The sequence below is a fragment of the Actinokineospora terrae genome, from assembly GCF_900111175.1.
Classification (GTDB): Bacteria; Actinomycetota; Actinomycetes; order Mycobacteriales; family Pseudonocardiaceae; genus Actinokineospora; species Actinokineospora terrae.
The window spans coordinates 1-13,417 of sequence record NZ_FOGI01000001.1; the positions used below are offsets into that span (position 1 = coordinate 1).

10 protein-coding genes are annotated in these 13,417 nt (G+C 70.9%); 1 reads left to right on the plus strand and 9 read right to left on the minus strand.

What is annotated here, in order from left to right; all coding sequences use genetic code 11:
* Positions 1–433 precede the first annotated feature (433 nt).
* The 6 genes from BMY07_RS34740 to BMY07_RS00035 all read right to left on the minus strand — a co-directional run bounded on the left by BMY07_RS34740 (position 434) and on the right by BMY07_RS00035 (position 7,944).
* A complete protein-coding gene (locus BMY07_RS34740; protein ID WP_218150551.1) occupies positions 434–1,369 on the minus strand; it encodes a GNAT family N-acetyltransferase in 936 nt (311 codons plus the stop codon).
* Between the two features lie 147 nt (positions 1,370–1,516).
* Positions 1,517–3,166, minus strand: a complete 1,650-nt coding sequence (locus BMY07_RS00015; RefSeq protein WP_092774308.1) for a glycosyl hydrolase family 18 protein — start codon at positions 3,164–3,166, stop codon at positions 1,517–1,519.
* Between the two features lie 149 nt (positions 3,167–3,315).
* Positions 3,316–4,821: a glycoside hydrolase family 3 N-terminal domain-containing protein gene (locus BMY07_RS00020; RefSeq protein WP_092774309.1), complete on the minus strand. Its 1,506-nt coding sequence runs from the start codon at positions 4,819–4,821 to the stop codon at positions 3,316–3,318.
* The gene (locus BMY07_RS00025; RefSeq protein ID WP_092774310.1) at positions 4,821–5,654 is read right to left on the minus strand and encodes a carbohydrate ABC transporter permease; all 834 of its coding nucleotides are present in this window, start codon (positions 5,652–5,654) and stop codon (positions 4,821–4,823) included. The genes BMY07_RS00020 and BMY07_RS00025 overlap by 1 nt, the downstream gene beginning before the upstream one ends.
* Before the next feature lie 4 nt (positions 5,655–5,658).
* Complete coding sequence (locus BMY07_RS00030; RefSeq protein ID WP_092774311.1) at positions 5,659–6,636, minus strand: carbohydrate ABC transporter permease; 978 nt, start codon at positions 6,634–6,636, stop codon at positions 5,659–5,661.
* Between the two features lie 9 nt (positions 6,637–6,645).
* The gene (locus BMY07_RS00035; RefSeq protein ID WP_092774312.1) at positions 6,646–7,944 is read right to left on the minus strand and encodes a sugar ABC transporter substrate-binding protein; all 1,299 of its coding nucleotides are present in this window, start codon (positions 7,942–7,944) and stop codon (positions 6,646–6,648) included.
* A 183-nt stretch (positions 7,945–8,127) separates the two neighbouring features.
* Between BMY07_RS00035 and BMY07_RS00040 the strand changes: the two genes are divergently transcribed.
* The gene (locus BMY07_RS00040; protein WP_092774313.1) at positions 8,128–8,916 is read left to right on the plus strand and encodes a GntR family transcriptional regulator; all 789 of its coding nucleotides are present in this window, start codon (positions 8,128–8,130) and stop codon (positions 8,914–8,916) included.
* A 260-nt stretch (positions 8,917–9,176) separates the two neighbouring features.
* On the opposite strand, the gene BMY07_RS00045 is transcribed toward BMY07_RS00040, so the two are convergent.
* The 3 genes from BMY07_RS00045 to BMY07_RS00055 all read right to left on the minus strand — a co-directional run bounded on the left by BMY07_RS00045 (position 9,177) and on the right by BMY07_RS00055 (position 13,417).
* Positions 9,177–10,688, minus strand: a complete 1,512-nt coding sequence (locus BMY07_RS00045; RefSeq protein ID WP_092774314.1) for a beta-N-acetylhexosaminidase — start codon at positions 10,686–10,688, stop codon at positions 9,177–9,179.
* Between the two features lie 112 nt (positions 10,689–10,800).
* The gene (locus BMY07_RS00050; RefSeq protein WP_092774315.1) at positions 10,801–11,814 is read right to left on the minus strand and encodes a lactonase family protein; all 1,014 of its coding nucleotides are present in this window, start codon (positions 11,812–11,814) and stop codon (positions 10,801–10,803) included.
* A 1-nt stretch (position 11,815) separates the two neighbouring features.
* Complete coding sequence (locus BMY07_RS00055) at positions 11,816–13,417, minus strand: N-acyl-D-amino-acid deacylase family protein (protein ID WP_092774316.1); 1,602 nt, start codon at positions 13,415–13,417, stop codon at positions 11,816–11,818.

Below are 13,417 nucleotides of genomic sequence, written 5' to 3' on the forward strand. Positions count from 1 at the left end.
CCGGACAATCATTCGAGAAGCCCCCCACCTTTATTGGTGGGGGGCTTTCTCGTGTTCAAGAACAGCCGCCCCCAACAACGTTGGCCCACCACCCGGCCCTCACGATCGTTGGCCGACAACCGCTCCTCGGAGTCGCTGGTGCCAAGCCGGCTCGATGGGGTGGACTTGTTTTGTGTGGGGTGGCGGCGTCCGTAAGCTCTCCGCGCGGGGGAGGGCCGTCTCTTCAGGCCCCGCCTTTGTGCTCTTCCCAGGACGCCGCAGGGGCCCCGCGCAAAACAAGTTCGCCCCATCGAGCAAAGCTCAAAACTCGCGCCCCGGCCAATGCCGCAGGCGAGGCCCCATCCATCGACGCCGCAGGCGAGACCGAGAGCCGAACAAAAAAAATCGCGCCCCCGCCAATGCCGAGGACGCGACCAAGCAGACACCCCACCCCTCACCCGATCGGCAGCTCCGCCCGCACATCATCCCCGTGATGCGTCAAAGTAGCCCCACAAGTCCGCAACGCCCCCAACGCCGCCGAGTTCCCCGACGTCGTGTCAGCCACGATCGTCCGAACCCCCGCGGCGGCAGCCTCAGCCACCAGCGCCCGTAAAGCGGCAGTCCCGATCCCCTTGCCGCGGGCAGACCGACCCAGCCACATCCCCGTCTCGGCCTCGTCCTGCGACACCCGCGCCATCCGGATCATGCCCGTCAGGCTGCCCTCGGACTCGACCGCGTACATCACGGTGCCGTTGGCGCCGTGGAAGTGGGAGCGGTGGAACTCGCGGAAGGCGTTCTCGGTCGCCGGGGTCCAGGTGTCGGCCCCGTCCTGGGTGGGCATGACGTCGGTGGGGCGGGCCTCGTGGACGGCCACGCTGAGCAGGCGCTCGGTGGTGGCCTCGTCCAGGGGGACCAGGCGGACCACCGGGTTGGTGGGCTTGTCGGCCCGGACCACGTCGTGCATGCGGTCGAGGAAGCGGCGGGCGACCGCCAGTTCCGAGCCGTCGAACTCGCGCATCGCGTCGACCATGTCGGTGATGATGCCACCGTAGAACGACCAGCCCAACCGGATTGCCTCGTCCTGCACGGTCAGCAGGACCCGTCTGCGGTCGCGGTTGTCCCTGGTCCGCCGGACGTACCCGGCCCGGACCAGGCGGTCGACCAGGGCGGTGACCGAGGCCGAGTTCAGCGCCAGCTTGCCGCTGAGCCAGCCCGGTGTCGCCGCCAGCTCCTCGCGCCGCGCGTCCAGCAGGTGGATGAGCGCGCGCAGGTCGGTGGGGTGCAACCCGTTGGCCGCGGCGAACTCCGCCGCCATCAGGTCGAGCCTGCCGGTGATCCGGCGCAGCAGGTGCACCAGTTCCAGTCCCGCGTCCCCGTCGTCCACGTCCACGTGGCACCTCCGCGTGAGCGCTGCCGTCGTGGGCAGCGCGCCGAGTGGAAAGAAAAGCAAGCCGTGCCGGGCGGGGGAACGGGCTGAGCGGCTGCCTGGGGGTTGACCCAGGCAGCCGCCCACATCCGGCCCGTCCCAGCCGGAGATCTAGCCGCGCAGCGCGGTGATCAGCTCACCGTTGGAGGTGTCGCCGGAGAGCTCCCAGAAGAAGGAGCCGCCGAGACCCTGCGCCTTGCCCCAGTTGCGCTTGCCCGCGACAGTGGCGGGGGTGTCGTAACCCCACCAGTTGCCACCGCAGAACGCGTAGGCCGTGCCACCGATGGTGCCGGTCGCGGGGCACTTGGTCTTGAGGACCTTGTAGTCCTCGAAACCGGCCTCGTAGGTGCCCGGAGCGGCGGCGGTCGCGGTGCCACCCGGGGTGGCCTGCGTGACGCCGGTCCAGCCGCGGCCGTAGAAGCCCACGCCCAGCAGGATCTTGCTCGCCGGGATGCCCTTGGACTTGAACTTGTTGATCGCGCCCTCGGTGGTCCACTTGTCCTTCGGGATACCGGGGTACGCGGTCAGCGGCGAGTGCGGGTTGGTCGGGCCCTTGGCGTCCCACGCGCCGAAGAAGTCGTAGGTCATCGGCATGACCCAGTCCAGGTACTGGACCGCGCCCGCGTAGTCCGCGACGTCGAGCTTGCCGCCGTCAGCACCGTCGGCCGAGGTGGCCGCGGTGATCAGGTTGTTGGCGCCGAACTTGTTGCGCAGCGCCTGGGTGACCGCCTTGAAGGAGTCCGGGCCGCTGGTGTCGCAGGTCAGACCACAGGCGTTCGGGTACTCCCAGTCGATGTCGATGCCGTCGAACACGTCGGCCCAACGGGGGTCCTCGACCAGCTTGTAGCAGGAGTCCGCGAACGCGGCCGGGTTCTTCGACGCCTGGCCGAAGCCACCGGACCAGGTCCAGCCACCGAAGGACCAGAGGACCTTCAGGTTCGGGTACTTCTTCTTCAGCTTGCGCAGCTGGTTGAAGTTGCCCCGCAGCGGCTGGTCCCAGTTGTCGGCGACACCGTCGACGCTGTCGGCCGCGGTGTAGGCCTTGTCGTAGTCGGCGTAGGCGTCACCGATGGTGCACTGGCCGTTCTGGACGTTGCCGAACGCGTAGTTGATGTGCGTCAGCTTCGCCGCGGAACCGCTGGTGTCGACGTTCTTCACGTGGAAGTTGCGCCCGTAGACGCCCCACTGGATGAAGTAGCCCACGAGCTTGTCACCGGGGGGCGGGTTGCCCGTGGTGGTGGTCGTCGTGGTCGACGACGAGGTCGTGGTGGTCGTCGAGGACGAGGTCGTCGTCGTCGTGGAGGACGTCGGACGAGTGGTCGTCGTGGTGGTCGTCGTGGTGGACGAGGAGGTGGGGTTGGTGCCACCGCCACACGGCTGGCCGTTCAAGGTGCAGTTGCTCGGCGAACCGGTGCCCGAGCCGTTGAACCCGAACGAGGCCGTGCCACCGGCCGGGACGTTGCCGTTCCAGGACAGGTTCGTGAACTTGTAGTGGTTACCCGTCTTGGTCAGTGCCGCGTCCCACGCCGACGGGATGGAAGTGCCTGCCGGGAGGTCGAACTCGACCGCCCAGCTGCTCAGCGCGGAGCTGCCACCGTTGCGCACGGTGACCTTGCCCGTCCAGCCGGAGCCCCAGTCCTGCGTCTTCTGGAACTCGGCGGTGGGCGAGGCGGCGCCACTGGCTGGCGCGGCCACGATTCCGAACGTGACGGCGGCCGCGGCGATGGCCGCCGCGGTCAGGTGCCATCTGATCCTGGACAATTGTTCACCTCGGGAGGGAGCAGGGATAACACGGTCTACCGTGGTCCAGACCAATTCTTCGGGACAAGGTCTAGACCAATAGTCTCACTCGAATGGAGCAGTGGCGCCAGTCGAACGGACCGTCTGGGTGCGCGTGCGACCACGCGCGGTCACCGGTCGGCGAGACCGGTGGGATCGGTGTGCCTGGCCAGGCCGGACACCGAGGAACCGCTGATCACCTCCGCCGCGGCGCGCAGGCTCGACCTCGAGCCGCCGAAGGTGTCGATCCGGCCCAGGGTGCCCAGATCCGGGCCTGACGTGCCGGTTTCCACGTGCACGACCGCGGTCGCCGTCCGCACCAGGCCCGCGACGAGGTCCAGCACCGCCGGGTGGCGGTGGGCGTCACGGGTGGTCACGACGACTTCCCGGCCGCGCGCCAGGTCGAACAGCTCGCCGGGCTGCGCCGCGGTGACCCGCACCGCCCTCGCGCCGGGGAGCAGTTCGACCAGGTGTGGACCAAGACCCCACGGGACGTGTCCCGCGGCGATGGTGGGCTCGACCTCGACGTCGACCACCAGCGGTTCAGGGGAGAGCGCGGGCAGGTGGCTGGTCCGCAGCGCCTTGCGCGCCACGGCCATGCCCAGTTCGACATCATCTCGGGCGGTGACCCCGCCGTGCGGGGGGACACCGAGCGACCTGGTGCGCTCAGCGGCCTCCGCCAAGCGCTCCTCGGTCAGCGTGCCCGCGTGCACCTCGGCCACGATGCGCTCCACGATGGCCGCCACCGCGTCGGCGTCAGCGATCTCGCCGCCGATGCACAGCGCGTCCGCGCCCGCCCTCAGCGACCGCACAGCGGCGTCCGCGAGGCCGGCCGCGTTGCCCAGGTGCCCGGCCACCGCGCCCATCTCCAGCGCGTCGGTGACCACGGCCCCGGTGAAGCCGAGCTGACCGCGCAGCACCTCCAGGATCGCGGTCGGGTTGACCGTGGCGGGGTCGGGACCCCACTGCGGCACCACCAGGTGCCCGGTCATCACCGACCGCACCCCGGCGGCGATGGCGGCCCGGAACGGCACGAGCTCCACCGCGTCGAGCTCGTCGGGCGTGCGGGGCAGCACCGGCAGGGTGAAGTGCGAGTCCGAGGTGGACGCCCCGTGCCCGGGGAAGTGCTTGGCGCAGGCGGCGACACCGGCGCTCTGCATGCCGCGCACGTAGGCGGCCACGTGCGCGGCCGCGGCGTAGGGGTCCGCGCCGAACGCGCGCACCCCGATGATCGGGTCGTCCAGGGTGAGCGTCAGGTCCGCGCACGGCGCGAGGTCCAGGGTGACCCCGCAGGCCGCGAGCCGGGCGCCCAGCGCGGTGCCGACCTCGGCGGTGAGGCCGAGGTCGCCCGCCGCGCCGAGCGCGAGCGGTCCCGGCAGCGTCGAGCCGGTGGCGGCGTCGAGCCTGGTGACGTCGCCACCCTCCTCGTCGATGCCGATGACCACGTCGTCGCGCTCGCCGCGCAGCTGCGCGGTCAACGCGGCGACCTGCTCGTCGTCGACGATGTTGCGGCCGAACAGCACCACCCCGCCGAGCCCGTCCGCGATCCGCTCGCGGACCCAGTCCGGCGCGCTCGTCCCGGCGAACCCTGGCAGCAGTACCGCCTCGGCCAGCGCGTGCAGCCCCGACCGCGCCATCAGCCCTTCACCGCCCCTGCGGTGGAACCGGAGACCAGCTTGCGCTGCACCAGCAGGAAGAAGATCAGCGCGGGGATCGCGTAGATCACCGAGGCCGCCATGACGCCGCCCCAGTCGGTGCCGAACGCGGTCTTGAACGACGAGAGCCACACCGGCAGCGTCTGCTTGTCCTTCTCGCGCATGAACACCAGCGCGTAGAGGAACTCGTTCCACGCGGTGATGAAGCTGAACACCGAGGTGGCGACCAGGCCGGGGCCCAGCAGCGGCAGCGTGACGCGGGTGAACACGCCCCAGCGTCCACAGCCGTCGACCATCGCGGCCTCTTCCAGCTCGATCGGGATGCCCTTGACGAAGCCGCGCAGCGTCCACACCGTGAACGGCAGCGTGAAGGCCACGTACACCAGCAGCAGACCCCACAGCGAGTTGAGCAGGTCGGCGTCGCGCATGATCAGGTACATCGGGATCAGCAGCGCCTCCAGCGGCGCCAGCTGCGCGATCAGGACCAGCAGGATGAAGCCCTTGCGGCCGCGGAAGCGCAGCCGCGCCAGCGGCACCGCGGCCAGCAGCCCCGCGGCCAGGGCGCAGGCGACCGCGCCGAGGGTGACGACGAGGCTGTTGGTGATGAAGGTCGCGAAGTCCGGCTTGGTGATCGCGTTGACGAAGTTCTTCAGCGTCGCCGTCGTCGGGATCAGGTCGTAGGCGGGCGAGAGGATCTGCGCCGGGGTCTTGAGCGCGGTGGTGAACATCCAGTAGGTCGGGAACAGGAAGAACCCGGCCAGCACCAGGCCGAACACCGCGAGTGCCACGCGCTGGGCGGGCGACTTGTGCAGCATGGCTCTACAGCTCCGTTTCCGGTGAGCGGATCAACAGCCGCATGTACCGCCAGGTCACCGCCAGCAGCACGACCAGCATCAGCACCGCGACCGCGGCCGCCACGCCGAAGTGGCTGCCCGCGATGCCCCTGAGGTAGAGCAGCACCGGCAGGGTCGTGCTCTGCCCGTCCGGGCCGCCCTGGCGGATCGCCCAGACCTGGGTGAAGACCTTGAAGTCCCACAGCACCGACAGGAACGTGACCAGGGTCAGCAGCGGCCGCACCGACGGCCAGCTCACCGCGCGGAAGGCCGCCCACCCGGACGCGCCGTCGATCGCGGCGGCCTCGTAGAGGTCCCTCGGCGTGTTGACCAGTCCGGCGTAGAGGGTGAAGGCGATGAACGGCACCGCCTGCCACACCACCAGCAGACCGATCACGGCCAGCGTGGAGGTGCCGCTGGTGAACCAGGAGTAGCCCTTGAACGAGTCGAACCCGATCAGCACCAGGGTCTTGTTCAGGATCCCGTACTGCTGGTCGAAGATCCACTGGAAGATCGTGGTGGTCGCGATGATCGGCGTGGCCCAGGCCAGCACCAGGCAGACCTGCAGCACGACGCGCACCCACCCGCTCAGGTGCCGCATCAGCACCGCGATGCCCAGGCCCAGCAGCAGGGTGGTGAGCACGACGACCGCGGTGAACATCAGGGTGCGCAGCCCGATGACCCAGAACTCCGGGTCGGTCAGGATCGCGGTGTAGTTGTCGAAGCCGACCCACTTGAGCTCGCCGCGGACCAGTTCACCGAGGTCGAGCTTGCGGAAGCTGATCGCCAGCACCTGCAGCGCGGGCCAGGCCAGCAGCGCCAGCATCAGCAGCACCGCGGGGGCGAGCATCAGGTAGGGGAGGGCTGTCTCGGACAGGGGGCGTCGGGCCCGGCGCCGCGCGCCGGGCCGCGCGGCCGGCGGGGGGGTCCCCGCCGGCCGCGCGGTGTCCACGGTTGAGGTCATCGTGTCCCGCTAGCTGGAGAACGCCTTGTTCAGCGCGTCGTTGGCGTCCTTGGTGGCCTGGTCGATCGACTTGGCACCGGTCAGGTAGGCGGTGAGCAGGTCCTTGATCGGGTTCTGCCCGGCCTCGATGGTCGCCCAGCCCGGGGTGGCCGGGACGGCCTTGCCGTTGGCCGACGCCTTGGCCATCGCGGCGTTGATCGGGTCGGCCTCGAGCAGGCTGACGTCCTTGGAGGTGCCCGGGATCATGCCCGCCTTGGCGAAACCGGCCTGGTACTTGTCGCTGGAGATCAGCTTCAGGTACTCCTTGGCCAGGTCCTTGTCCTTGCTGTTGGCCGGGACGGCCAGGTTCGAGCCGCCCTGGAACACCGGCGCGGTCTTGCCCGCGGTCTTGGACGGGATCGGGAACGCCCCGGTCTTGTCCTTGATGGTCGGGTCCGACTTGGCCGCGGTGGCCAGCTCCCACGGCAGGGCGACGAACATGGCGACCTTGCCGCCGCCGTAGATGCCCGCCTGCTCCGGGGTCTGCTCGTCGGCGTCCTTGGGCGCCTTGGTGCCCGACTCCTCGACCAGCTTCTTGTAGAACTCCAGGCCCGCCTTGGCCTCGGCGCTGTCGAGCGAGGCGGTGAACTTGGTGCCGTCCTTCTTGGCGATGTCGCCGCCCTCGTCCCAGATGAACGACAGCAGGGTGTACCAGTTCTGGCCGGGCAGGTAGAGCGCCTGGAAGTCCGGGTCGCTGCCGAACTTGGCCTTCAGCTTGCCGATGGCGGCCAGCCACTCCTCGCGGGAGGTGGGCGGCGCGGTGATGCCCGCCTGCTCGAACAGGTCCTTGCGGTACAGGATCTCGCGGTTGGCGGCGTAGAACGGGATGGCGTACTGCTTGCCGTCCCACGAGCCGGAGTCCTTGAGGCTGCTCAGCCAGTTGGCGCCGTTGAAGTCACCGGTGCTGGCGGTGAGGTCCTCGAGCACGTTCTCGCTGGCGAACTTGGGCGCCTGGGTGTTGCCGATCTCGATCACGTCGGGCGCGTCGTTGCTGGCCAGCGCGGTGGTCAGCTTGTCCTGGATGCCGTTCCACTGCTGGATCTCGTACTTGACGGTGACGTCCTTGTGCGAGGCCTGGAACTCCTTGTGCAGCTCGTCGGTCAGCGTGGTGGGAGCCGACCCGTTCATCAGCCACACGGTCAGCGTGCGCGGACCCGAGGGCGCGCTCGTCTGCCCGGCGCTGTCGTTGCCGGAACCGGACCCGGCGCACCCCGCGACCGCGAGTGCGACCGCGAACCCCCCGACCAAAGCCTTCGACCAACTTCTCACGGTGATGCATTCCTTCCGGACGCTGCTCCTCCCGGCACGAGAGGAGCGAAGGACTTGAGTGGTTTAGACCATTGCGATTAGAGTGGTCCGAGCTTCTCCGGCTTGTCAAGATAAATGCTTAAACGTGACATCAGATGTCCACCCCGACACGGGTCGCCGACGCACGGGCGAGCGAGGAACAACATGGGTGAGAACCTGCTCGGCGATGCCGTGGAAAACGGGAAGAAATCGCCTCGAACACCGAAGCACTGGGAGCTCAAGGAGCGCCTGGCCGAGCTGCTGCGCGCGGTCTCGCCCGGCGGCTCGCTGCCCGGTGAACGCGCCCTGGCCAGCGAGTTCGGCGTCTCCCGCACGACCGTGCGCAAGGCGCTGGCCGAGCTGACCGCCGAGGGTCGGCTGACCAGGGTGCACGGCAGCGGGACCTTCGCGGGGGAGGGCAAGCTGACGCAGCGGCTGCAGCTGTCCTCCTACACCGAGGACATGCGCTCGCACGGGCGCAGACCGACATCGTCGCTGCTCGACGCCCGGATCGGGGCCGCCGACCCGGAACTGGCCGCCCTGCTGGGCATCCGCTCCGGCGACGACGTGCTGCGGCTGCGCAGGCTGCGCCGGGCCGACGGCGAGCCGATGGCCATCGAGACCTCGCGGCTGCCGCTGCCGCGCTTCCCCGGCCTGGACCGCTACGTCGGCGACGGCTCGCTCTACGGCGTGCTCTACCAGCACTACGGGGTCGAACTGGGCCACGCGGAGGAGACCATCGAGACCGCGCTGGCCACCCCGGCCGAGGCCGCGCTGCTCGGGAATGAGGCCGGTGCGCTCATGCTGCTGCTGTCCCGGCATTCGTTCGACACCGACGGCCGACCGGTGGAATGGGTTCGGTCGGTATACCGCGGTGACCGTTACAAGTTCGTTGCGACCCTGGTGTCGCCGCAATCGTCGGATGATTCCATTGCGGCCAGGGTCGAGCGCTGAACAACGATTCCGGTCCGGCGGGTTCGCCGGGCCGGAATGCATTTCCCGACCACCGGATCCGACCGCGCGCGCGGTGTGCCGCGGCCGGTGCCCGGTGATTTCGGGCGAGTGCTGATCGACGCTGCCGGTGCGCTCTCCTCGCTGTCGGTGCCTGCTCTGCTCGGGGGTCTCGCGGGTGGTGCCTGTGTCCTCGGGGGTGGTGCCGGTGCTCTTCGGGCGCGCGGTGCCGGGTGCCGGTGGGGTCGGCGCGGCGGCGGCGGTCACCGGTCCGCGCGGGGACGGCCGGGCACGCCCGGTCTGCGCTGCCAGGGCAGGGGTCCGGCCAGGGGCCGGTACTCCACGCCGAGTGCGTCGAGCCGCGGCAGGTGGTGGGTGGCCACCCGGTCGACGAACTCATCGAGGTCCACGGGTCCACGTGGACTCCAGACCACCTCCGCGAACGCCGCGAGGCGGGGGAAGGCAGCGTAATCGACGCGCCTGCCGTTGTCGAAGTACTCCGCCCACAGCTGCGCCTGGGCGCCGAGCACGCGGTGGTGCGCCTGCTCGGGCAGTTCGGCCGGGATCGGTTCGTAGGCGCGGACGTCGGCCAGGGTGCGCACGAAGCCCACCGGGATCGGCTCGTCCGGGTCGTCGGACTGCCGGTGGTCGAGGTACACCCGCTGCTCCGGGCACATGACCACATCGTGCCCCGAGACCGCCGCGCGCACACCCGCTGCCTCGCCCCGCCAGGACGCCACGACCGCGCCTTCCGGCAGGTCACCGGCGTCGAGGATCTCGTCCCAGCCCAGCACGCGTCGCCCGTTCGCGGCGAGGTGGCCCGCCAGCGCGCGGATGAACCAGGCGTGCAGGTCGTCGGGGGAGTCCAGGCCGAGTTCGGCGACCCTGGCCTTGACCGCGGTGCTGGCGTGCCACTGCGTGGTCGGGACCTCGTCGCCGCCCAGGCAGATCACCGGGGAGTCGAAGATGGCCATGACGTGGTCGAGGACGGCGCGGAAGAAGTCCACGGTGGACTCGGCCGGGTTGAGCACGTGCTCGCTGACGCCCCAGCCGTGCCACACCTCGACCTGCTCGCCGGTGACGCCCAACTCCGGGTAGGCGGCGATCACGGCCTGGCTGTGCCCGGGGACGTCGACCTCGGGCACCACGGTGATGTGCCGGGCGGCCGCGTAGGCGACGATCTCGCGCAGGTCGGCGGTCGTGTAGAAGCCGCCGTGCGGGCGGTTGTCGTGCGTGGGGTCGCCGTCGGGCTGCCTGCCCACCCAGGTGCCCGCCCGCCACGCGGCGACCTCGGTGAGCCGCGGGTAGCCGGGTACCTCGACCCGCCAGCCCTGGTCGTCGGTCAGGTGCAGGTGCAGCACGTTGAGCTTGTGCGCGGCCATCAGGTCCAGGAAGCGCAGCACCCCGGCCTTGGGCATGAAGTGCCGCGCCACGTCCAGCAGCACACCGCGCCAGCCGAACCTCGGGTGGTCGGTGATCTCGCCGAGGGGCAGTTCCCAGGTTCCGCGATGGATGTCCGCGGCCCGGAAGGCGTCCGGCCCGAGCAGTTGGCGCAGCGTCTGCGTGGCGTGGAACGCGCCTGCCGCGTCGTGCGCGACGGCGTCTACGCCCGTGGACGTTATGGAAAGTCGGTATCCCCCGGGAAGTGGCACGGCGACCGGGTCGAGCGCCACTGTGGAGGTGTCGAGCACCGCGGCCGGGTGGTCGACCACGAGCACTCCGGGATCCCGCCGGGCCGAAACCGGCTGGGGGAGCAGGGTCTCGAAGCCGGTCATCGGAGCAGCGTCCCTTCCACCTACGATGTTGCGCTCTGTGCAACATTCGTTTCACTGGCAGCAATGCAGTGGATGGTAGGGCCGCCATCGCGGCGGCACAAGCACCGCGCGGTCAGGCGAGGGCGACCCAACAGGCACCACGCACCGTGACCTCACCCGCGATCGGGCCGAGCCGCCCGGTCGCCGGATCACGCGGCAGCCAGGTGACCGAGCCGGGGCGTTGGTTGGCCACGTAGAGCCAGGTCCCGCCCGGTCCGAGCGCGCAGTGCCTCGGCCAGGCACCGCCCGTCGGGGAGGTCTGGACCAATTGTGGCGCACCGGGGCCGATCCGCAAAACCCCGACCGCGTCCTCACCGCGCGTGGTCACGTAGAGGAACCGCCCGTCACCGCTGGCGGCGATCTCCGCGGGGTAGGTCGGGTCGGGCGCGCCGGGCCCGGTGACGGTCACCGACTCGCCCCGGGTCAGCGTCCCGGCCACCGGCTCCCAGTCGGCGGTGGTGATCGTCGGGGTCAGCTCGCCGAGCACGAACACCCGGGTGCCGTCGGGGTGGAACACCAGGTGCCGCGGCCCGGTCTTGGCGGGCAGGTCCATCCGCGAGTGCTCGGCCAGCGCCCCGGTGGCCCGGTCGAAGCGCAGCACGAACACCGCGTCCAACCCGAGCGCGACCGCGAGCAGCCACCGGCCGGTCGGGTCCGGCACCACCTGGTGCGCGTGCGGCGACGCCCCGCTGCCGGGGACCTCCAGCAGCAACGCCGCCCCGAGCGGGCCGAGGGACCCGTCCGCGTCGATCGGGTGGCTGGCGACCACGCCGTCGCTGTAGTGCGCGGTCACCAGGTGGTCGCCGAAGACGTCCAGGTGCGTCGGACCCGCGCCGCCGGAGGGCTGCGCGGTGAGCACGGCCGGGCGTTGCGGGTCGGAGATGTCGACCGCGGTCACCACGCCGTCCGGGAGTTCGGACACCGCGTACAGCGTGGCGCGGTCCGCCGAGAAGGCCAGCGCGGACGGCTCGCGCACCTCGGGCAGCGCGGCGGTCACCGTCAACGCGCCGTCCCGCGCGGTCGCCACGACGAGCCCGTCGCCGTCGAGGGTTCCGATGTAGACGGTCTGGGTCTCGGGGCTGGTCATCTCAGGCACCTGTCCGTCGGATCGAGTGGCCGGGCAGCGCGCCGGTCGGCTCGCCGTCGCTGAGCACCGGCACGCCGTTGACCAGCACGTGCTCGATGCCGGTCGCCCGCTGCCTCGGCTCGGTGTAGGTCGCGGTGTCGCCGACCGTCGCCGGGTCGAACAGCACCAGGTCGGCCGCGTACCCGGCGCGGACCAGGCCGCGGTCGGTGAGCCGGAGCCTGCGCGCGGCCCGGCCGGTCAGGTGCGCCACGCACTCCTCCAGCCCGAGCACGCCCTCCTCGCGCACGTAGTGGCCCAGGTAGCGGGGGAAGGTGCCCCAGGCCCTGGGGTGCGGCCGGTCGCCGACCAGCAGCCCGTCGCTGCCGCCGGTGTGCCCGGGGTGGGTCATGATCGCCCGCACGTTGGCCTCGTGGCCCACGTGCATCAGGCACGAGGTGCCCAGCCGCTCGGCCAGCAGCGTGTCGGCGAACAGCTCGAACGGCGCGACCCCGGCCGCGGCGGCCGACTCGGCGACCGAGCGGCCGACCAGGTGCCGGTTGGCGTCCAGCCGGACCCCGTTGACCTCGATGGTGGTCCAGTCCACCGGGACGCCGTGGCAGCCATCGGACCCGGTCACCTCCAGGTCGACCCTGACCCGCTCCCTGATGTCCACATCGGACAGTCGAGCCAGCGTGGCGTCCACCCCGCCCTCGGCGGCCCAGCTCGGCAGCAAGGCGGACAGGTAGGTCGCGCCCGCGAGGTACGGGTAGCTGTCGAGGGTGATGTCGGCACCGCGCGCGGCCGCGGCGTCCAGCAGGGCCAGCAGGTCTGCGGCCCTGCCCTCGTTCTCCGGGAAGTTCATCGTCGCGTGCGCCAGGTGCAGCGGGCAGCCGGTGCGCAGGCTCAGCTCGACCATCTCCTCGTACGCCGCGAGCGCGCCCGCGCCGTAGCTGCGGTGGTGCGGGCTGAAGTAGCCGTCGTGCGCGGCCACCACCTCGCACAACGCCTCCAGCTCGGCCAGGTCCGCGTACATGCCCGGCGCGTAGGTCAACCCGGCCGAGAGCCCGACCGCGCCCTCGCGCAGCCCGGCCGCGGTCACCTCCCGCATCCGCGCCAGCTCCGCCGGGGTCGCCCGCCGGTCGTCCCAGCCCATGACCAGGATCCGGACCGTGCCGTGCGGGACCAGGTAGGCGGCGTTGACCGCGATCCCCTTGTCCAGCCTGCCCAGGTAGCAGCCGACGTCGCGCCAGTTCCAGTCGAACCCCGGCGGGTCGCCGTTCCACCCGGCCAGCTGCGCGCGCAGCGGTTCGATGGTGTCGTCGTCGACCGGGGCGTAGGACAACCCGTCCTGCCCGAGCACCTCCAGGGTCACCCCCTGCGACACCTTGGCGACGTGGTCGGGCTCGGCCAGCAGCCGCAGGTCCGAGTGCGAGTGCATGTCGATGAACCCCGGCGCCAGCACCAGCCCGTCCGCGTCGACCACCCGCCCGGGCCTGCTCAACCCGCCCGCGGGCTCGATGGCGGCCACCCGGCCCGCGGCGACGTGCACGTCGGCCCGGTAGCCGGGTGACCCGGTGCCGTCTACGACTGTTGCCCCTCGGAAGAGGATCCCCGGTGCGGTCAT

What these genes read in the sequence shown, in the direction of transcription:
- BMY07_RS00020 (WP_092774309.1), bottom strand. Translation starts at nt 4,821, where the DNA reads ATGGCGCGGTCGGGGCTGCACGCGCTGGCCGAGGCGGTACTGCTGCCA.
- BMY07_RS00050 (WP_092774315.1), bottom strand. Translation starts at nt 11,814, where the DNA reads ATGACCAGCCCCGAGACCCAGACCGTCTACATCGGAACCCTCGACGGC.
- BMY07_RS00025 (WP_092774310.1), bottom strand. Translation starts at nt 5,654, where the DNA reads ATGCTGCACAAGTCGCCCGCCCAGCGCGTGGCACTCGCGGTGTTCGGC.
- BMY07_RS00030 (WP_092774311.1), bottom strand. Translation starts at nt 6,636, where the DNA reads ATGACCTCAACCGTGGACACCGCGCGGCCGGCGGGGACCCCCCCGCCG.
- BMY07_RS00045 (WP_092774314.1), bottom strand. Translation starts at nt 10,688, where the DNA reads ATGACCGGCTTCGAGACCCTGCTCCCCCAGCCGGTTTCGGCCCGGCGG.
- BMY07_RS00055 (WP_092774316.1), bottom strand. Translation starts at nt 13,417, where the DNA reads ATGACCGCACCGGGGATCCTCTTCCGAGGGGCAACAGTCGTAGACGGC.
- BMY07_RS00040 (WP_092774313.1), top strand. Translation starts at nt 8,128, where the DNA reads ATGGGTGAGAACCTGCTCGGCGATGCCGTGGAAAACGGGAAGAAATCG.